This is a genomic window from Methylobacterium sp. M6A4_1b, assembly GCF_053345175.1.
The window spans coordinates 59,352-77,091 of sequence record NZ_JBKEZQ010000017.1; the positions used below are offsets into that span (position 1 = coordinate 59,352).

The 17,740-nt window shown below is 68.0% G+C and carries 19 protein-coding genes; 10 read left to right on the plus strand and 9 right to left on the minus strand.

From position 1 onward, the window contains the following. Positions 1-2 precede the first annotated feature (2 nt). Together fliM and fliL are read right to left on the minus strand one after the other, a co-directional pair. Complete coding sequence (gene fliM, locus ACLBWX_RS16435) at positions 3-1,220, minus strand: flagellar motor switch protein FliM (protein WP_056470274.1); 1,218 nt, start codon at positions 1,218-1,220, stop codon at positions 3-5. 55 nt (positions 1,221-1,275) lie between these two features. Continuing rightward, entirely contained in the window at positions 1,276-1,779 is a 504-nt protein-coding gene (gene fliL, locus ACLBWX_RS16440; RefSeq protein WP_447678087.1) for a flagellar basal body-associated protein FliL, read from the minus strand. A 285-nt stretch (positions 1,780-2,064) separates the two neighbouring features. Between fliL and flgF the strand changes: the two genes are divergently transcribed. Genes flgF through flgH form a run of 4 tightly spaced genes read left to right on the plus strand, consistent with a single transcriptional unit; the run spans position 2,065 to position 5,482 of the window. Next, positions 2,065-2,805 carry a flagellar basal-body rod protein FlgF gene (flgF, locus tag ACLBWX_RS16445; protein WP_447678088.1) on the plus strand — a complete coding sequence of 247 codons (741 nt, stop codon included), beginning with the start codon at positions 2,065-2,067 and terminating at the stop codon, positions 2,803-2,805. A gap of 12 nt (positions 2,806-2,817) precedes the next feature. Beyond that, positions 2,818-3,609: a flagellar basal-body rod protein FlgG gene (gene flgG / locus ACLBWX_RS16450; RefSeq protein WP_055951334.1), complete on the plus strand. Its 792-nt coding sequence runs from the start codon at positions 2,818-2,820 to the stop codon at positions 3,607-3,609. 14 nt (positions 3,610-3,623) lie between these two features. After that, positions 3,624-4,688 carry a flagellar basal body P-ring formation chaperone FlgA gene (gene flgA / locus ACLBWX_RS16455; protein WP_447678089.1) on the plus strand — a complete coding sequence of 355 codons (1,065 nt, stop codon included), beginning with the start codon at positions 3,624-3,626 and terminating at the stop codon, positions 4,686-4,688. 47 nt (positions 4,689-4,735) lie between these two features. Continuing rightward, positions 4,736-5,482: a flagellar basal body L-ring protein FlgH gene (gene flgH / locus ACLBWX_RS16460; protein WP_447678090.1), complete on the plus strand. Its 747-nt coding sequence runs from the start codon at positions 4,736-4,738 to the stop codon at positions 5,480-5,482. 52 nt (positions 5,483-5,534) lie between these two features. On the opposite strand, the gene dksA is transcribed toward flgH, so the two are convergent. Continuing rightward, on the minus strand, positions 5,535-5,954 hold the full coding sequence (dksA, locus tag ACLBWX_RS16465; RefSeq protein ID WP_055951344.1) for an RNA polymerase-binding protein DksA: 420 nt from the start codon (positions 5,952-5,954) through the stop codon (positions 5,535-5,537). 575 nt (positions 5,955-6,529) lie between these two features. Between dksA and ACLBWX_RS16470 the strand changes: the two genes are divergently transcribed. Further along, complete coding sequence (locus ACLBWX_RS16470) at positions 6,530-7,072, plus strand: YciE/YciF ferroxidase family protein (RefSeq protein WP_447678091.1); 543 nt, start codon at positions 6,530-6,532, stop codon at positions 7,070-7,072. Positions 7,073-7,104: 32 nt separating this feature from the next. Here ACLBWX_RS16470 and ACLBWX_RS16475 read toward each other — a convergent pair whose 3' ends face one another. Next, on the minus strand, positions 7,105-7,530 hold the full coding sequence (locus ACLBWX_RS16475) for a flagellar assembly protein FliX (RefSeq protein WP_447678092.1): 426 nt from the start codon (positions 7,528-7,530) through the stop codon (positions 7,105-7,107). A 309-nt stretch (positions 7,531-7,839) separates the two neighbouring features. Between ACLBWX_RS16475 and ACLBWX_RS16480 the strand changes: the two genes are divergently transcribed. From ACLBWX_RS16480 to ACLBWX_RS16490, 3 genes are read left to right on the plus strand one after another with little or no spacing between them, the layout of a single operon-like run. Further along, positions 7,840-8,913: a flagellar basal body P-ring protein FlgI gene (locus ACLBWX_RS16480; protein WP_447678117.1), complete on the plus strand. Its 1,074-nt coding sequence runs from the start codon at positions 7,840-7,842 to the stop codon at positions 8,911-8,913. 45 nt (positions 8,914-8,958) lie between these two features. Then, complete coding sequence (locus ACLBWX_RS16485; RefSeq protein ID WP_447678093.1) at positions 8,959-9,336, plus strand: rod-binding protein; 378 nt, start codon at positions 8,959-8,961, stop codon at positions 9,334-9,336. Further along, positions 9,320-9,808: a hypothetical protein gene (locus tag ACLBWX_RS16490; RefSeq protein ID WP_447678094.1), complete on the plus strand. Its 489-nt coding sequence runs from the start codon at positions 9,320-9,322 to the stop codon at positions 9,806-9,808. Before ACLBWX_RS16485 ends, ACLBWX_RS16490 begins: the two co-directional genes overlap by 17 nt. Before the next feature lie 39 nt (positions 9,809-9,847). Here the strand turns inward: ACLBWX_RS16490 and ACLBWX_RS16495 are convergent, their stop codons facing one another. The 4 genes from ACLBWX_RS16495 to ACLBWX_RS16510 form a co-directional block, all read right to left on the minus strand. After that, on the minus strand, positions 9,848-10,171 hold the full coding sequence (locus tag ACLBWX_RS16495) for a porin (RefSeq protein WP_447678095.1): 324 nt from the start codon (positions 10,169-10,171) through the stop codon (positions 9,848-9,850). A 77-nt stretch (positions 10,172-10,248) separates the two neighbouring features. Beyond that, entirely contained in the window at positions 10,249-12,057 is a 1,809-nt protein-coding gene (locus tag ACLBWX_RS16500) for a hypothetical protein (RefSeq protein ID WP_447678096.1), read from the minus strand. Positions 12,058-12,128: 71 nt separating this feature from the next. Further along, positions 12,129-14,006 (minus strand): flagellar hook-associated protein FlgK, encoded by a 1,878-nt coding sequence (gene flgK / locus ACLBWX_RS16505; RefSeq protein ID WP_447678097.1) that lies wholly within the window; start codon positions 14,004-14,006, stop codon positions 12,129-12,131. Between the two features lie 46 nt (positions 14,007-14,052). After that, positions 14,053-15,444, minus strand: a complete 1,392-nt coding sequence (locus tag ACLBWX_RS16510) for a flagellar hook protein FlgE (protein WP_447678098.1) — start codon at positions 15,442-15,444, stop codon at positions 14,053-14,055. Positions 15,445-15,696: 252 nt separating this feature from the next. On the opposite strand from ACLBWX_RS16510, the gene ACLBWX_RS16515 reads away from it, so the two are divergent. Both ACLBWX_RS16515 and ACLBWX_RS16520 read left to right on the plus strand, forming a co-directional pair. Beyond that, positions 15,697-16,164, plus strand: a complete 468-nt coding sequence (locus tag ACLBWX_RS16515; protein ID WP_447678099.1) for a BLUF domain-containing protein — start codon at positions 15,697-15,699, stop codon at positions 16,162-16,164. 57 nt (positions 16,165-16,221) lie between these two features. Then, positions 16,222-16,674, plus strand: a complete 453-nt coding sequence (locus ACLBWX_RS16520; protein ID WP_056470328.1) for a response regulator — start codon at positions 16,222-16,224, stop codon at positions 16,672-16,674. Positions 16,675-16,826: 152 nt separating this feature from the next. On the opposite strand, the gene ACLBWX_RS16525 is transcribed toward ACLBWX_RS16520, so the two are convergent. Beyond that, entirely contained in the window at positions 16,827-17,618 is a 792-nt protein-coding gene (locus ACLBWX_RS16525; RefSeq protein WP_447678100.1) for a DUF2189 domain-containing protein, read from the minus strand. Positions 17,619-17,740: the final 122 nt, after the last annotated feature.

Consider the following 17,740-nt stretch of genomic DNA (forward strand, 5'->3'; position numbering starts at 1 on the left):
CGTCACCCGTCGTTGCGGTTGTTCATGGAGGCCTCGAAGGCCTGGAGCGTGGTGCGCGACCGGCGCAGGGGCCGGGTGAGCTGCACCGCGATGTTGTCGTCGATCCGGCCGATCCGCCCTTGCGTCAGGGCCCAGTCGCCGCAGCGGACCGCGATGAGGTCCGAGGGCTTGGTGTCGAACATCAGGGTGTCCCCGACCTTGAGCGACAGCACCTTCTTGAGCGGCAGCATCATCTCGTGCAGCACCGCTTCCATGGTCGCGTCGGCCTGCCAGATCTCGGTGGCGAGGTGGCTTTCCCAGACGTGGTCGCGGCCGAGCTTCTCGCCCATGAAGCTCTGCATGAGCAGTTCACGGATCGGCTCGATGGTGGCGTAGGGAAACAGGATCTGCAGCAGGCCGCCGCGCCCGTCCATGTCGAGCTTGAGGCTGATCAGGATCGCGGCGTTGGCGGGTCGGGTGATGGTGGCGAAGCGCGGGTTGGTCTCGATCCGGTCGATGGCGAAGCGCACCGGCGAGAGCGGCTGGAACGAGAGCTCAAGGTCCGTGAGGATGATCTCCACGAGGCGCCGCACCAGCTGCATCTCGATGGTGGTGAAGGGGCGTCCGTCGAGGCGGGTCGACGAGCCGCCGCGCTTGCCGCCGAGGAGCAGGTCGAGGGTCGAGTAGGCGAGGTTCGACTCCACGGTGACGAGCCCGGAATTCTCCCAGGCATCGGCGCGGAAGACGCCGAGCAGGGTCGGCAGCGGGATCGCGTTGAGGTAGTCGCCGAAGCGCACCGAGGTGATGTTGTCGAGGGTCACCTCGACGTTGTCCTGGAAGAAGTTGCGCAGGCTCGTCGACAACAACCGGATCATCCGGTCGAAGACGATTTCCAGCATCGGAAGGCGTTCGTACTGGACGACGCCGGAATCGACGATGGCGCGGACGCCGCCCGCGCCGGAGGCCGAGAGCTCGCGCAGGGAGAAGCCGAGGACGCCGTCGATCTCGTCCTGATTCAGGATGCGGTCGTTGCCGGCGAGTTCGGGGAGATTGTCGGTCTCCCCGTCCTCGATCATCGTCGCCCACTCGGCGGCGACGTCGCTGGCATGGGTCGTGGTGCCCTGCTCGGCCAGCGCCGCGCCCCACTCGTCGGCGAGCGAGGCTTCACCGCCCTCGCCGTTCTGGGCGATGAGTGCGGCGGCCCAGTCGTCCTCGTCGATCTCGTCGTCCGGTCCGGCCATCAGACTCTCGTCGCTCGCGAAACTTCAAAACATCCCGGCATGAGGCCGCGACCGCCTACTGGATGACCACGTCCTTGAACAGGACCGCCTCGGCCCGGGCCGGTTGGATGGCAATGTTGACCCGGCGCAGCAATTCCTCGCGCAGGCGGTAGATGCCGGCCGACCCGGCGAGATCGCTCGCGCGCAGATCGCGCAGGTAGACCTGGAAAGCGTCCTCGATGCGCGGCATCAGGGGCTTCACCTCGCCTTCCACCTTGGCGTCCTTGAGTTCGATCGCGACCTTGATCTTGGCGAAGCGGGTCCGGTCCTGGCCCGGCTCGCTGGCGAGATTGACCATCATCTCGCGCACATCGAGGAACACGACCGGCTTCTTGACCTCGGCGACCGCCTCCCCGTGTCCGTCGCCGGCCTTCTTCTTCATGAAGAAGAAACCGCCGCCGCCGGCGAGCGCCAGAATCACGGCGCCGATGATGACGAGCTTCTTCTTGCCGGCCTTCGGGGCTTCGCCCTCGGCGCCCTCCTCACCCTCGGCGGCGGCCTTCTTCGGCTTCTTGGCCATCGGTGGACCTCGGGACTGCGCGGTGGGGTGAGCGACGGCCGCTCGACGGCGTCGACATCCCAGGACGTCGGCACTCCGGAAGGTATCGGGCGAACAGGGTTAACGTGTCGTTAAGGCGGCAAAAGCTGCCGGGTCGGAGTTGCCGCGCGGCGGGGACCGGCAGCCGCTGCTGCACGGCGGGATCAGACCTAAATATCGGGAATAAAGGAGAAATTAGTTTCGGCATGGAATGGCACGGCCCGTGCGGAGATGGAACCGTCGTCGCTCGTCGGGGCTGAGAGTGTCATGCAGAACGCATTGTTCGTGGGGGTTTCGAGCCAGGTCGCGCTCCAGCGCGAGCTGGACGTGATCGCCAACAACATGGCCAACATCTCCACCAACGGCTTCAAGGGACGCAACAGCCGCTTTCAGGAATACCTGATGCCGGTGGCGAGCGCGGACTCGTTCCAGAAGCCGGACCGGCGCGTCTCCTACGTGATCGACCAGGGCACTGCGCTCGACCTCGCCCAGGGACCGATCGAGCAGACCGGCAACCCGCTCCATGTGGCGGTGCGCGGGGAGGCGTTCCTGGTGGTTCGCACGCCGAACGGCGACCGCTACACCCGCAACGGCGCCTTCGAGACCGACGCGCAGGGCACCCTGGTGACCAGCGACGGCTATCCGGTCCAGGGCGAGGCGGGTCCGATCCAGATCGGCCAGCAGGAGACCGGGATCGCCATCGGCCCCGACGGCACGGTCTCGACCAATCTCGGTATCCGCGGCCGCGTCCGCCTCGTCACCTTCGCCAATCCGCAGGCTCTCACCAACGAGGGCGCGAATCTCTACGCCTCCGCCGCGCAACCCCAGGCGGCGGGTCTCGCCGGCCGGGTGGAGGCCGGTGCCCTTGAGCGCTCGAATGTGAAGCCGGTGCTCGAGATGACCCGGCTCATGGACGTGAACCGCACCTACACCATGGTCTCGGGCGTGATCTCGCGCCTCGACGACCTGCGCGGCACGGCGATCCGCCGTCTCGCCGACGTCGCGTAAGGATCTCCGCAGATGCGTGCCCTCTACGCCGCCGCCACCGGCATGGCGGCCCAGGAACTCAACGTTCAGGTCATCTCGAACAACATCGCGAACCTGCGCACCACGGGCTACAAGCGCCAGCAGCCGCATTTTCAGGACCTGCTCTACCAGAACCTGCGCCGGGCCGGCTCCTCGACATCCGACCAGAACACCCAGCTGCCCGCCGGCCTCGCCATCGGCTCGGGCGTGAAGACGACCTCGACCGCGCGGGTGATGTCGCAGGGAACGCTGACGAGCACCGAGAAGGAATACGACGTCGCCATCCGCGGGGAGGGCCTGTTCCGGGTGACCCTGCCGGACGGCCGCACCGCCTATACCCGCGACGGATCCTTCGACCTCTCAGCCCAGGGGCAGCTCGTCACCCGGGACGGCTACCTCGTCGATCCCGGCGTGACCGTGCCGAACAACGCCACCTCGGTGACCATCAGCGCCCAGGGCGCCGTCCAGGCCACCGTGCCGGGACAGACGGCGCCCCAGGCGCTCGGCCAGTTCCAGCTCGCCCGCTTCGTCAACAAGGTCGGCCTCGAATCGATCGGCGACAACCTGTTCATCGAGACCGCCGGCTCCGGCCCGGCGATCAACGGCCTGCCGGGTTCGGAAGGATTCGGCAACCTCCAGCAGAGCTACCTCGAGGAGGCGAACGTCAACGCGGTCACCGAGATCTCGTCGCTGATCGCGGCGCAGCGCGCCTACGAGATGAACTCGAAGGTGGTGACCGCCGCCGACCAGATGCTCTCGACCACCTCCCAGATGTTCCGCAGCTGACCGGGGTCCTGACCATGCATGCCCTCAGACAGATCACGCCTCGCCGCCGGCCCCGGGTCTCGACCCTGAGCGTCTCCGTCGTCGGCCGGACCCTGCTGGCCGTGCTGGCCTTCTCCTACCTCACCGTCCAGGTGCTGGCGCAGGAGGCCCGGTCCGGCGCCGCGACGCTGAGCCTGCGCGGCGACGTCACCGCCCGCGGCGACGTCCTGACCCTCGGCGACCTCGTCGAGGGGGCGGCGCCCGAGGCGGCGCAGCGTCCCCTGTTCCGGGCGCCGGCCCTCGGCGCCACCGGCACGATCCAGGCGCGGCGCATCGCCGACGCGGTCGCCGGCCTCGGGCTCGGCCCCGTCGAGACCGGCGGCCGAGTCCAGGTCTCGGTCCAGCGCGCCGCGCGCCGGGTGACCCAGCCCGAGATCGAGGCCGCCCTTAAGCGCGCCCTGGAATCGGGCTTCGGCGTCGATCCGCGCAACCTCGCCATCCGCCTCGACGGTGAGGCCCCGACCCTACTGGCGCCCCTGGAGCTCAACGGCCAGGCGGTCGCCCTCGACCTCAGCTACGATCCACGCTCGCGCCGGATCGCCGGTCTGATCACCCTGGGCGAACGACAGGCCTCCCTCCGGGTCTCGGGCCAGGTCATGGAGATCCGGGAGGTCGCGATCCTCGGCCGCAGCCTCAACCGCGGCGAGACGATCAACGCCGCCGACCTCTCCCTGGAGCGCCGCCCCCGCGAGACGACGCCGTCGGACGCCCAGGGGTCGCTGGGCGACCTCGCCGGGCAGGTGGCCCAGCGCGGCCTCAGCGCCGGCGCGATCCTGCGCTCCGGCGACCTCGCGCCGCCCGACCTCGTGGCCAGAGGCGAGGCCGTGACCATCGTGTTCGATTCCCCGGGCCTCAATCTCTCCCTCCGGGGTCAGGCCAACGAGAGCGGCCGCCTCGGTGCCGTGATCACCGTCACCAATCCGGTTTCGAAGAAGATCCTCTCCGCCACCGTGACCGGACCAGGGCGCGTCTCCGTCGGCCCCGCGCCCCTGGTGCGCCAGGCCAGCGCCGCCTTCGACGGCTCCGCACTGCAGCGCTGATCCGCTTCGTCCGCGTTCCCTTCCGGTTTGCCAAAGGTCCGGTCCCGATGACCCACCGCGCTTTCCCCCTCCTTGCCGTCGCGCTGCTCTGCACCGGTCTCGGTGCGTGCAACACCGCCGACCGCCTGTCGCAGATCGGTGCGACGCCGGCCCTGTCGGCCATCGAGGACCCGACCGCGCAGGCCGGCTACAAGCCGGTGCGCCTGCCGATGCCGGAGATCCAGCCGGTCTCCTACGCCCCGAACTCGCTGTGGCGGACCGGTTCCCGTGCCTTCTTCAAGGATCAGCGGGCCGCGCGGATCGGCGACCTCGTCACCGTGAAGGTCAATGTCACGGACAAGGCGAACCTCAACAACGAAACCAAACGCTCGCGCTCGAACGCCGAGGGCTTCGGCGTGCCCAACGCCTTCGGTCTGGAGAGCAGCAAGGGTGTGGCGGCGGCCGGGATCACGCCCGACAAGCTCCTCAACGCCACCTCGACCACCTCGAGCGACGGTGCCGGATCGGTTCAGCGCAACGAGACCGTGACCACCAGCGTCGCGGCGATCGTCACGCAGGTCCTGCCCAACGGAAACCTCGTGGTGGAGGGCAAGCAGGAGATCCGCATCAACTTCGAGGTGCGCGAACTCATCGTGGCCGGCGTGGTCCGTCCCGAGGACATCGAATCCGACAACACCATCGATTCGAGCAAGATCGCCCAGGCGCGGATCGCCTATGGCGGACGCGGCCAGATCACCGACGTGCAGCAGCCGCGCTACGGTCAGCAACTCGTCGACGTGCTGCTGCCGTTCTGAGCCTCGGAGCGGGCGCTCGACGTGCGAGGCCCGTGCCGCGGTGTGGCTCCGCTCAGTCGTCGCGGTAGACGCGCTCGCGGCGCTCGTGGCGCTCCTGCGCCTCGAGCGACAGGGTCGCGATCGGGCGGGCATCCAGACGCTTCAGCGAGATCGGCTCGCCGGTCTCCTCGCAGTAGCCGTAGGACCCGTCCTCCAACCGCGCCAGGGCGGCGTCGATCTTGCCGGTCAGCTTGCGCTGCCGGTCGCGGGCCCGCAACTCGATCGCCCGATCCGTCTCGGAAGAGGCTCGATCCGCGAGGTCGGGATGATTTTCATTCTCGGTCTGTAACGCGACCAGCGTATCCTGAGCCTCGCGCAGAATATCAGACTTCCATCCGAGCAGTTTGCGGCGGAAATACTCCCGCTGCCGATCGTTCATGAACGGCTCGCTCTCGCTCGGTACGTACCCGTCCTCAATCGTGACCTTCGCCATTCGCGCCTCTTGCAGCCGGTCCGCGGCGATCATTTTGCGTGGCTATAATGCAGGGGGCAGGCCACGACAACGCACCGTGATCACTGCACACCGCAATCCTCTCGGATGTTTTGCGCGCTGCGGCAAACACGCAACGGCTGCAAAGACGCCGCGGGACGCTGTGCACTGCAACACTGGCCGTGCTTTGTCACCCACTTTCCATCTTGCGTTAAATTGCAGGTGTCCGAACGATTGCATCGGGGTGTCCCCGAGCGCCGAGGCGCTCCGGCGCGCAGAATCCCGTGGGGCCCATCAGGTCCGGCAGAACGATACAGATCAAGTAAAAAACCCGGAATATCTACCTGAAAATCTTTGATATGAAAATATTTATTTGGTCGAAGAGATAATCCGCTTAGTTTTGCCGTGAATTGATCGATTTCTGCGGGCCGCTCCGATCGTTCGACGAAGCTAAGGGAACAGCCATCGAGCGGTGCGGTTCACCCGAGGCGATGCTGGCAATGGCGTACGGGTCCCCGTTCCTGACTCTCCGCGCGAGCGCGCCCTTTCCTCACCGTCCTCAATCAGGAGACCGCCCCATGGCAGCCAAGGCCAAGACCCTTCACGACGCGTTCTATGAGACGCTCAAGGACGTCTACTACGCCGAGAAGCAATCCGTGCGAGCCCTGAAGAAGTCCGCCAAGGCGGCCGAGCACGAGGAGCTGCGCAGCGCGTTCGAGACCCATGCGGAAGAGAGTGCCGAACAGGTCGAGCGCCTGCAGCAGGTGTTCGAGATCATCGGCAAGCCGGCCCGCGCCAAGACCTGCGAGGCGATGCAGGGGATCACCTCCGAGATGGAGGAGGACCTCGAGGAGTTCCGGGATAGTCCGGCCGCCGATGCCGTGCTCGCCGCCTGCGCCCAAGCCGTCGAGCACTACGAGATCGCCCGCTACGGCACGCTGAAGACCTGGGCGCGCCAGCTCGGCTACGCGGACGCCGCCAAGCTCCTCGACCAGACGCTCGAGGAAGAGAAGAAGACCGACGCCCTGCTCAGCCAGATCGCCGAGCGGATCAACACCGAGGGTAGCGAGTCCGGCGGCGAGGCGGACGACAGGCCGCGCGCCAAGGCGAAGAAGGACTGAACGCGGCCCACGCTCGGGTCCGTCCCGGCACCTCAGTTGGCGCGGGCGGTGGACAGCTTGGCGAGCTCGACGGCGGCCCGCAGCTCGATCTCGGCGATCAGACCGTCGAGGCGCGGGTCGCCGCTGTTGCCTCCGCGCTCGGCCAGCCGGCCGGCGATGGCTTGCAGGTCGCGTGTCGAGACGCGGCCCATGATGAGCGAGGCCTTCAGCCGGTCGAGCCCGTCGAGCAGGTCGTTGCCGCGCCGGGCCGATCGACGTCGGCGCTCCTCCGGCGTGTCGGCATTGCTCTGGAGCGTGAGGATCGCGTCGAGTCCGGCCAGCGACGCCGCCGCCGTCGCGCCCGGGCCGCTGGCCTGGGGGCCGGGACTCGCGACGGCGAAGGCCGGCGTGCCTTCGCTGCGTCGTGGGCCCGCATTCGGGCTGGTGGTGGCAGTGACGAAGCGGGTGTCGACGCGCATGGGGTGGGACCGATCGGGGCGGAGATCCGCCCGGCCCCGGCAGAATTCGGCCACCCTGGTTAACCGGTCGTAAACGACCCGGCAGAACCTGCCGACCCGGCACGAAGCGACCGTGCCAAGCCGCCGGCGGGCGCCGGCATCATAGAAAAAATATCGTTCAAAAACAATGCATTGGCGCAACGGCCCGATTGGCATGGTCCTGGCAGAATGCCGGGGGACCTTCCCGTCGCAAAGTGCTCCATGACCGACGCTCCGAACGGCCCCACGCGAATCCGGCGCCTCGCCCTCTGCATTCTGGCAGGGTTGGGGATGATGGTCGGCCAGGCGGCGCCCGCCTCCGCCCTGTCACGTGTCAAGGACCTCGCCAGCGTCGAGGGCGTGCGCCAGAACCAGCTCGTTGGTTACGGCATCGTCGTCGGGCTCAACGGCACCGGGGATACGCTGAACAACATTCCGTTCACGAAGCAGTCCCTGCAGGCGATGCTGGAACGCCTTGGGGTGAACACCCGCGGCGCCACCATGCGCACGCAGAACCTGGCGGCCGTGATGGTGACGGCGAGCCTGCCGCCCTTCGCCACGCAGGGCAACCGCATCGACATCACCGTCTCGTCCCTCGGCGACGCCAAGTCCCTCCAGGGCGGCACCTTGCTGGTGACCCCGTTGCTCGGCGCCGATGGCGAGGTCTACGCTCTCGCGCAGGGCTCCGTCGCCATCGCGGGCTTCTCGGCCGAGGGCGATGCGGCCAAGATCACCCGCGGCGTTCCCACCAATGGTCGCGTGCCCAACGGCGCGATGATCGAGCGCGAGATGGCGTTCAAGATGAACGACATGCGCTCGTTGCGGCTGTCCCTGCGCAACCCGGATTTCACCACCTCGAAGCGCATCGCGGCCGCGATCAACGACTTCATGGGCGCGGACACCGCCGAGCCGACCGACCCGGCCACGGTGACCCTGCAGATTCCGGCCCGCTACAGCGGCAACATGATCCGGCTCGTGACCGAGGTCGAACAGCTCAAGGTCGAGCCCGACCAGACCGCCCGGGTCATCGTCGACGAGCGCTCCGGCATCATCGTGATGGGCCGCGACGTTCGGGTCTCCACGGTGGCGATCGCCCAGGGCAACCTCACCGTGACGATCACCGAGCAGCCGCAGGTGAGTCAGCCGGCCCCGTTCTCCAACGGCACCACGACGGTCGTGCCGCGCACGGGCGTCAAGGTCGATACCGGCGACGGCAACAAGCTCGCCCTGGTCAAAGAGGGCGTGACCCTGCGCGAACTCGTCGACGGTCTCAACGCCCTCGGCATCGGCCCGCGCGACCTGATCTCGATCCTGCAGGCGATCAAGGCCGCCGGTGCGCTCCAGGCCGACATCGAGGTGATGTGATGATCGCCGCCACCCTCCCCCATCCTCAGACGGAGTGCTGATCCCATGCTGTTCGCGCCCCTCGCCGCCAGTGCCGCCCTCGGGGTCGGCAAGGCCATCGTCGGCGACATCGCCAAGGCCGTGCAGAGCGCGGTCGGTTCCAGCGCCGGCTCCGCGGCCAAGTCGGCCGCCGAGGCGAAGGCGAAGAAGGCCTCGACCGACTTCGAATCGATGTTCCTGGAGCAGTCCCTCGACCGCCTGTCGCAATCCGACGGCACGGACGGCCCGCTCGGTGAGAACGGCACCGGCGGCGGCGTCTATCGTTCGATGTTGACCAAGGAATATGCCGGCCAGATCGTCAAGAGCGGCGGCGTCGGGATCGCCGACCAGGTGTTCCGTGAGATGATGAAGATGCAGGAGGGCACCGGTGCAAAGGTCAGCTGACGCCCCGCCGCCCCGCGTGTCCGACCGGGCCGGGGCGACGGCCCTGGTGGCGGGCGTGATCGCGAGCCTCGAAGCACTGGAAACCGTCCTGGCGCGGGAGAGCGACCACATCCGGGTCGGCCGCCTGCGGGAAGGCCTCGCCGAGACCGAGCGGAAGACGGCCCTGGCCGCCGCCTATTTTCAGGGTCTCGAGGCGACGAAGGCCAACGCCATCGCGCTTGCCCGCTTCGCGCCGGAGGGGATCGCCACCCTCAAGGCCGCCCATGCCCGCTTCACCCAGGCGCTGGAGACCAATCAGGCCGTGCTGGCCACGGCCCGGACCGTATCGGAGGGCCTCGTGAAGACCCTGGCGGACGAGATCGGTCGTACCCGTACGCCAACGATCTATGGCCGCCCGTCGCAGGCGCCCTCCCCCTACAGCCGCAGCGGAGCCGCGCGGAGCCAGCCCCTCGTGCTGTCGCGCAGCCTCTGAACGACGTCGCCGCGCGGCGGCAAGGCGATCCGCGCGCCGTCAGGGTCGCCCGTGACCCATGCGCACGAAGGCGCGCACGGGCCCGAACTCGGACTCGCTGCGCGTGTCGATGGAGAGCTGTCCCGCAGTGACCGGTGCGGCGCCGTGGCTGCCGATATCGATCCCGCCCACGGCGCGACCGCTGAGGCGGATGCAGGTGGGAGAGCCCGGAACGCGAACGAAGCCGGCCCCCTGTTTGGGGCAGGGCAGAAGGGTCTCCCCCTGCACCTGCGGCCGAGGCCGCTCCGTCGCACCGGCCCCGCTCATGCCGCCGCAGACCGTCAGCACCATGACGGCCCGTGCAGCGCGCATCCTGTGACTCATGTCCGGGCTCCCGCGTTCGAACCGGCCCCTGGTTAAGCCATCCCGGCCGCCGGACCAACGCTCGCGCGTCACGTGCGTCAGCCGAGATAGCTCACCAGGTTGAGCTTCGAGAGCATCGAGGTCACCTGATAGCTCGCCTGGAGCTGGGTCTGGAGCTGTAGCAACTGCGCGGTCACCTGCTCGGCCGAGATGTTCTCGACGCCGTCGAGGGATCCCTGCAGCGTGGCGCGGCTGGTTCGGTTGTCCGTTTTGGTATCGGCGAGCGTGCTGGCGGCCAGGGCGAGGTCGCTGGCGATGCCCGGAACGCCCCCCGTGGTGTTGTTCGAAACGAGCAGGGTGCGGGCGTGATCGGACAGGGCGCTGAAGCGCTGGGCCTCCGGCGTTCCGCTCACGGCGGTGGTACCCGCATCGGCCGCGATCATGGCGAGCCCGGCGAGCACGGTGCGGATCGGCGCTTCGTTCGCCTGCACGCCGATGTTCAGGACCCGGTTCCCGCTGATCTGCGCCGTGGCCGTGCCGCGCGGATCGGCCGAGGTATCGTCTCCGGTGTACCAGATCACGGTCTTGGTGCTCGCCTGCTCGGCGTAGCCGTTGCCGTCGGCGCTGACGCGGCGGGGTGCGAGCCCGGCGGATTGCGATCCGGCGAAGAAATCCTGCGAGGCCCGCGAGGCCGAGCTCGCCGCCAGACTCGTGGAGGCCGCGCCCTTCAGGGCGTTGGTGACGGCATTGGTGAGGCTCCTGGCGATGGCGGCCTGATCGCCCGCCAAGGAGAACGTGGTGGCGGATGCAGGGTCTGCGGTGGCGGCGGCCGTCAGGGTCAACGTCTGGGTCGTGCCGTCGCGCAGGGCGACGCTCACCGTCACGGTATCGCCCGCGACGGGCGTTCCAGTGACGCCCAGCGTCAGGGAGGCCGGCGTTCCGGTCCCGAAATCGGCCTGAACCCCGAAGCCGACGGGGCCCTGAATGCTGGCGACCTTCGCGGTCTGGAAGCGGTCGTTGAGGTAGGTCTGCGCCTCGGCCGCCGTGGCGAAGACCGGCATGGTGTCCGTGGCACCCGGGGTGGCGGACGCCTTCGCGGTCAGGTCGACGAAACTCTGCGTTCCGTCCGGCTGGTTGACCGCGATCCGAAGCCGATCTCCCTCGGCCGGCGGCTTCGCCAGGGTGAAGGTCACGGCCGGCGCGGTCGCGGGCGTGGTCGCGCTCGCGGCGATCGCCGACGCGTTCGAACTCGTCGCCGAGAGCAGCCGGAAGCCGAAATTGGCGCGTGTCTCCGTTCCGGCGGCACCGGTGCCATCCTCGCTGATCGTGACGGTCTGGCCCGTCGTCCCGGTCACGTTCGCGCTGAGACGTCCCGTGCCGGTCCCGAGATCGGCTTTCTTCTGCTCCGCGATCAGGGTCTTGAGACCGTCCAGGCCCTTCGAGACGTCGCCGTTGAGCATCGTGTCCGTGGCGACGACCGGCGGCGAATCGGTGGCGCGGCCGCCAAAGATGTACTGGCCCGCGAGATCGACGTTGAGGGCGTCCACCGCCGCGTCGAGGCTGTTGCGGGCGATCTGCGGCGTGTTGGCGACGGTCGAGTTGTTGCTGGCGGTCAGCGAACGCTGCAGCCCGGCGCCGAGGGTGTTGATCTGGGTCACGCTCGCATTGGCGAGGGTGACCCGGGTGGTGGCGTTCGTGATGGCCGCGTCGTAGCCGTCGAGGGCGCTGAGAGCGGCATGCGCACTGAGGCTGGTGGTCCGGCCGGTGCCGAGGCCGCCATAGGTGGCGGCGATCTTGCCGCTGGAGAGCTGGTTCGTCAGCGTGTCGAGGCGGCTTTTCAGCCCGACGAGGTTGGCCGTGTTGCGGTCGCCCAGATACGTGCTGGCGTTGAAGGGAGCGATGCTCATCGATGCCTCTGAAGCGTGGGGGGCCTCGGTCGGGTTCGGCGCAGGGAGGATCCGGGCATGGCGATCTCGGCCTAGATCCGCAGCAGGGTGTCGAGGAGGTCGCGGGCGGCCGTGAGCACCCGCGCATTGGCGCTGTAGGCGGTCTGGAGCTGCACGAGCTTCGACATCTCCTCGTCGATGCTCACGCCGGAGACGGAGGCGACGCGGGCCTGGGCGGTGGCCAGCGCGATGCCCTGCCCTTCGTCGAGATTTTGAGCGGAAGCCGCGCCGGCGCCCTGCAGGTCGATGATGCGCTGGGCGAATTCCTGCACGCTCGCGGTGTAGGGCGCATCGACGCCGCCGATGCCGCTCGCCGCCGCGAAGGTCCTGCTCGCGCCGGTCAGAGCTTGATAGAGATACTGCGGGCGTGACGCATCGGAGGCCAGGGTCTTGGCCGAGACATTCACGAGGTTGGCGGTGTTGCCGACCACCGCCTGATTCACGCTGATGCGCTGCGCGAAGCCGGTGAGCTGCGAGCCGCCGTCGAAGGAACCGGTGTAGAGGGTGCCCTTCCCGTCGCCGTCGACGAAGAGCGGAATCTGCGGCTGCCCGGTCTGGAAATCCGTCGTGTTCTGGGACTGCGTGACGCTGGCGCCGACGCCGAGGAGGGTCGGTGCCCCGCTCGCCGGGTTGGTGAGGATGCGCAGGCCGCCCGTGCCGGCGCTGGGCTGGGTGCTGACGTTGAAGCTCGCCCCGAGTGCGGTCTGAATGGCGTCGCGCAGCCCGGTCGCCGTGCCCGTCAGCTTGATCGGGAGGATCGTCGCGGTCGGATCGTTGGTGTCCGCCGGGTCGATCGTCGGTGCCGGGTCTGTGGTGTAGGGCATCAGAACGAGGTTGCGCTGCGTGCCGGCGGCGTCCCGGACGCTCACCGTCACGGCATTGCCGGCGCTGACGCCGGTCAGGTCGATGTCGAAGCCGGTCGACGTGCCGGACGTCACGGCGGTTCCCGTCGCGCTGCGATCCGACAGGGATCGGGACAGACCGGCCGCCAACTCGTCGAGCTGGCGCTGGGCCTGCGGCAGGATCGAGTCGCGCAGCTCGACCCCGGCCGCGAGCGAACCCGAGCGAATCGCCTTGGTGGCAATGAGGTCGATCTTCGAGCCGCCCGGCGTGGTGGCGGTGATCGTGCCGGTACCCCGGGTCTTCGGGTCGCCGGTATATTCGGACTCGGGAGACAGGGTGCCGCGTCCGTCGAAGCTGAGGATCGCGGCGGAGCCGCGGTCGACCAGGGTCATTCCCGACGTCGTGATGACCGAGACGGTGCCGTCGCGCTGGTCGACGGTCTGCACGTCGAGAAAGGCGGATAGGCCGGTGACGGCCTGATCGCGCTGGTCGAGTAGGCTTGCGCGGGCGCCCTCGTCGGTGGTGCCGGTAATCTGCGTGTTTAGCTTGGCGATCGAGGCGAGATACTCGCTCGCCTTGGCGGTATCGCTGCCGAGTTGGCTCTCGGTGGCCGAGCGAAGGTCCTGCACGCCCTGTGCGATGCCGCCGATGGTGGAGGCGAGGTTCGCGGCCTTCGTCACCACCGTGGACCGCGCCGGCGCCGAGGTGGGGTCGCTGGCGAGCGATTGCAGCGACAAAGCGAAGTCGTTCACGACGCCGTCGAGGGCGGTGGCCGTCCCCGGCGTGCCATAGAGCTGGTCGAGCTGCGTCCGCACGGCCGACAGGGAGCCCGTGTAGGCGGCGCCCGAGGTCTCCATGCGCAACTGCTTGAGGGAGGCCGCATCGAGGGCCCGGCCGATCGTACCGACCGAGACGCCGGAATTGCCGACGCCCGTCGAGACCGTGTCGAGGTTGCGCTTCGTGTAGCCGACCGTGCCGACATTGGCGATGTTCTGCGAGACGACGCCGATCGCCGCCTGAGTCGCCTTCAGCCCGGCGGAGGCGGTGTTGATGGCGTTGAAGCTCACGAAGCCCCTCCTCTGGGTGTCGGATCGCGTCCGGCGTCAGGCGTCCTCAGCGAATGATGTTGATCAACGCGGACATCATGTCCTGGGAGGTCGAAATGACCTTCGTATTGGCGGAATATGCCTGTTGGGTTACGATCATCTTAGAAAATTCGCTCGCGATGTCGGTATTCGACTGCTCCACGTTGCTGCCCACGACGGTGGTCCCATTCAGGCCGACGAGGGGCGTGCCGGATTCGAGGGTCTGCTGGTAGGTGCCGTTCGAGTTCGCCTTCAGGCCGTCCGAGTTGGTGAACTGCACCACCTTGATGTTGGCCAGGGCGATCGTGTTGCCGTTGCTGTAGGTGCCCGAGACCTTGCCGTCCGTGGTGATGCTGAGGTTGTTGAGCGTGCCCGAGGTGTAGCCGTCCTGAGTCAGCGTGTTGGTCGTCACCGTGCCGGCCGCCGCGGTGTAGGCGGTCAGGCCGCCGCTGCCGTAGCTGAGCTGGATGTTGCCGAGGTTGACCCCGTCCACGGTGAGGGCCGGGATCGTCACGCCGGTGGCGGCGGGCGAGGTCAGCTGACCGCTGCTGTTGAACTGGAAGGCCGTGCCGGCATTGGTCCAAGGCGTGGTGGTGCTCGTGACGGTGCTCTGGTTGGCGTAGAACAGGTTCCAGACGTCGTTGGTGCCGCTCGCCGCGTCGGCGTTCTGGACCTTGGCCCAGCGGGTCTGGATGCCGACGGGGCCGCCGCTCGCCGTGTAGGCGGTCAGCGACGGTCCGGCGATGCTGCCGTTGATGAAGCTCGACGCATCGGCGGCCGACACCGTCGAGGTACCGGTGCCGGCGATGATGGCGGGGTTGGCGCCCGAGGCCAGGGTCCCGAGAAGTTCGGACCCGGCCACGTTCGCCTTGGCGTTGGTGGTGGCTGGCGTCTTCGGCAGGTTGGCCGAATACGTGATGGTTGAGGTCGGGTGGGCCGGCAGGATCGTGTTCGCGACCCGGATCGGACCCTCGCTCGTGGCCTGCCCCGTGACGGGGTCGAGACTGGTCCCCTTCAGGTAGGATCCGCCGCCATTGACGAGGTAGCCGTCCTTGTCGAGGGCGAAGTCGCCGCGTCGCGTGTAGGTGTCGCCGGTCGCGAAGTTCGCCTGACCGTTGGCGTCGCCGGACTTCGACGTGACGGCGAAGAACCCCTCCCCGTTGAGCGCCATGTTGGTGCCGATGTCGGTGGCGTTCAGGCTACCCTGCACCGTCGTCGTCTGGCGGGAATTGGCCGCGACCGATCCGGCGACCTGCCGGCTCGGCGTCTGCTGCTCGGCGACGAGATCGACGAAGCTCGTATCGACCCGCTTGAAGCCGGTCGTCTGCGAGTTGGCGATGTTGCCCGAGATATTGTCGAGGGCGAAGGACTGCGCCTTCAGGCCGGAAACGGCCGTCTGCATCGCGGTGAAGACATCCATGGCCGAGAACCTTGCGTCACGATGGCGGTGCCGGCGCGTTCCCGCCCGGGTCCCTGAGCCGTCCAGCAATCGGTATGCCAGGGACAAACAACTGTTTTTATTGGATTTTCTCTGGCGCCGACCCGGCAGGAACCGCCGGTTCCGTGTCGACGCGGCAGGTTTTGCCGGGTCGCCCGACGTGGAGACGGACGTTTACGCGGCGTTATCGTCGTCCCGCCTATGGTCGCCGGACCAAGGTGTTGGATCGCGATCATGAGAGCCAAACGGTCGACCCTCGTCCATCTGATCTACTTCTCGCGATTGAACCTCGCGGCGGATGCGCCCACGCGCACCCGGCAGATCGGCGAGATCACGCGGCAGGCGCAGAAGAAGAACGAGTTCTCTGTGATCACCAGCTTCCTGGTGATCGAGCAGAACTTCGCCGCCCAGGTCATCGAGGGTGAGCGCACGTCGGTGAGCGAGACCTTCGCCCGGATCAGCAACGATTCGCGGCATCGCGACGTCCAGATCGTCGAGTGGCGCGAGATCCTGAAGCGGGAGTTCGTGAACTCCTTCACCACCGGAGTCCGTGGGCCGGTGAACGACGCGATCTTCCAGAAGGCGAACCTGCTCCCGATGTTCCAGCGCGGGACCCCCAAGGGAATGGCCATCCATGCGCTCGCGGCGACGCTTCAGGCGGAGTCGATGACCAAGCAGGGTATCGACCACCTCTTCGTCTGATCCTGCGGTCGCGTGGCGCGCCGTCCTCGCGCCGTTCTCGAGAACCCGTGAAATTTCATGAGCGATACGCCCGCGATCCTCATCGTCGATGACCAGGAGAAGTTGCTCAAGCTGGTCATCCTGCTGATGAACCGGCTCGGCTTTCCCGACGTCGAGGGTGTGACCGACGCGGTCACGGCCCTCGAACGCATGCGTCAGCGGCGTTACGCCCTCGTGATCTCGGATCTCGACATGGAGCCGATGGACGGACTCTCGTTCCTGCGCGAGATCCGGGCGGACGACGCCCTGATGAACACGCCCTTCCTGCTGACCGAGGCGTCCTTCGACTTCGAGGACATCAACCTCGCCCACCAGGCCGGTGCCGACGCCTTCATCCTCAAGCCCTTCGACATGTCGGTTCTGAAGGCCAAGCTGAAGCAGGTCATTAACCGCAAGCCGCGCCGGCGCGAGGCGCCGCTCGCCGCCGAATCGGCGATCAGCATCGATTTTCCGATGCTGGGCAAGTTCTGAAGCAAGGGCAGTTCTGAACCCGGGCAGGGTTCCGGGCTGGCGACGCGTGCGCGAAGCGTGCAGGTCCGTTGCCAGGCCGGATCTGTCCCGGCACCTGCGTCGAGTCGACGGGCGACCCTAGGCAATCGGCGCGCCGGCGTGCGCCGTACGTCTCAGGCGGGGATGACCCGCCTGTAGAGATGCCAGGTCGCGTGGCCGAGGATCGGCATCACCACGGCGAGGCCGACGAAGAGCGGCAGGGAGCCGAGGATGAGCAGCCCGGCGACGACGAAGCCCCAGGCCGTGAGGGTCCGCGGGTTGCGCCGGAAGGCGGCCAGCGAGGTCTCGATCGCGGTCAGCATGTCGACATCCCGGTCCACCAGCATCGGCACCGAGACCACGCTCATCGCCAGCACCACCAGGGAGAAGGCGAAGCCGACGAGGTTTCCGATGACGATCAGGGCCCAGCCCCGCGGCGTCGTCAGCACGTCCTGGGCGAAGGCGGAGAGGGAATCCGGCACGCTCGTTCCGTAAAGCGCCCAGTAGATCCCCTGTGCCGCCACCAGCCAGCAGGCGAAGACCACCGCCAGGAGCAGCCCGAGCCCGGCGAGCGCGCCCGCCGCCGGCCGCGTCAGGTTGGCGAAGGCGTAGGCCCAGTCGGTGGGCAGGCCCTGCTCGCGGCGGCGGCTCAATTCGTAGAGGCCGATCGCCGCGAAGGGGCCGATCAGGGCGAAGCCCGCCGCCAGCGGAAACACCAGCGGCAGGACCTCTGTGCCGAAGGCGGCGGTGGCCAGGACGATGCCGACGATGGGGTAGATCAGCCCGATGAACAGGGCGTGGGTCGGCATTGCCAGGAAGTCGTCGACGCCGCGCCGCAGGGCTGTCGCGAGGTCGTGCCCGTCGATGGCGTTCACCACCGGGCGGGCCATGCTGTGTCCGAAATCGTGGACGGGAAGGGTCGTCATGGCTCAAGCCCTCACGAAGCATGAAAGCTCACGACGTCGACGCCCAAGCGATTTCCCGACAGATCGCGCCCATTCGGGCGGATCCTGTCGCGCGTGCCCGTGCGTGTTGGCGCCGAGAGCGG

Excerpts from the sequence above, each read along its gene's own strand:
- ACLBWX_RS16475 (WP_447678092.1), bottom strand. The coding sequence starts at position 7,530 with ATGCGCGTCGACACCCGCTTCGTCACTGCCACCACCAGCCCGAATGCG.
- ACLBWX_RS16500 (WP_447678096.1), bottom strand. The coding sequence starts at position 12,057 with ATGAGCATCGCTCCCTTCAACGCCAGCACGTATCTGGGCGACCGCAAC.
- flgA (WP_447678089.1), top strand. The coding sequence starts at position 3,624 with ATGCATGCCCTCAGACAGATCACGCCTCGCCGCCGGCCCCGGGTCTCG.
- flgH (WP_447678090.1), top strand. The coding sequence starts at position 4,736 with ATGACCCACCGCGCTTTCCCCCTCCTTGCCGTCGCGCTGCTCTGCACC.
- ACLBWX_RS16515 (WP_447678099.1), top strand. The coding sequence starts at position 15,697 with ATGAGAGCCAAACGGTCGACCCTCGTCCATCTGATCTACTTCTCGCGA.
- flgG (WP_055951334.1), top strand. The coding sequence starts at position 2,818 with ATGCGTGCCCTCTACGCCGCCGCCACCGGCATGGCGGCCCAGGAACTC.
- dksA (WP_055951344.1), bottom strand. The coding sequence starts at position 5,954 with ATGGCGAAGGTCACGATTGAGGACGGGTACGTACCGAGCGAGAGCGAG.
- ACLBWX_RS16520 (WP_056470328.1), top strand. The coding sequence starts at position 16,222 with ATGAGCGATACGCCCGCGATCCTCATCGTCGATGACCAGGAGAAGTTG.
- ACLBWX_RS16525 (WP_447678100.1), bottom strand. The coding sequence starts at position 17,618 with ATGACGACCCTTCCCGTCCACGATTTCGGACACAGCATGGCCCGCCCG.
- flgF (WP_447678088.1), top strand. The coding sequence starts at position 2,065 with ATGCAGAACGCATTGTTCGTGGGGGTTTCGAGCCAGGTCGCGCTCCAG.
- fliM (WP_056470274.1), bottom strand. The coding sequence starts at position 1,220 with ATGGCCGGACCGGACGACGAGATCGACGAGGACGACTGGGCCGCCGCA.
- ACLBWX_RS16485 (WP_447678093.1), top strand. The coding sequence starts at position 8,959 with ATGCTGTTCGCGCCCCTCGCCGCCAGTGCCGCCCTCGGGGTCGGCAAG.
- ACLBWX_RS16495 (WP_447678095.1), bottom strand. The coding sequence starts at position 10,171 with ATGAGTCACAGGATGCGCGCTGCACGGGCCGTCATGGTGCTGACGGTC.
- fliL (WP_447678087.1), bottom strand. The coding sequence starts at position 1,779 with ATGGCCAAGAAGCCGAAGAAGGCCGCCGCCGAGGGTGAGGAGGGCGCC.
- ACLBWX_RS16470 (WP_447678091.1), top strand. The coding sequence starts at position 6,530 with ATGGCAGCCAAGGCCAAGACCCTTCACGACGCGTTCTATGAGACGCTC.
- ACLBWX_RS16510 (WP_447678098.1), bottom strand. The coding sequence starts at position 15,444 with ATGGATGTCTTCACCGCGATGCAGACGGCCGTTTCCGGCCTGAAGGCG.
- ACLBWX_RS16480 (WP_447678117.1), top strand. The coding sequence starts at position 7,840 with ATGATGGTCGGCCAGGCGGCGCCCGCCTCCGCCCTGTCACGTGTCAAG.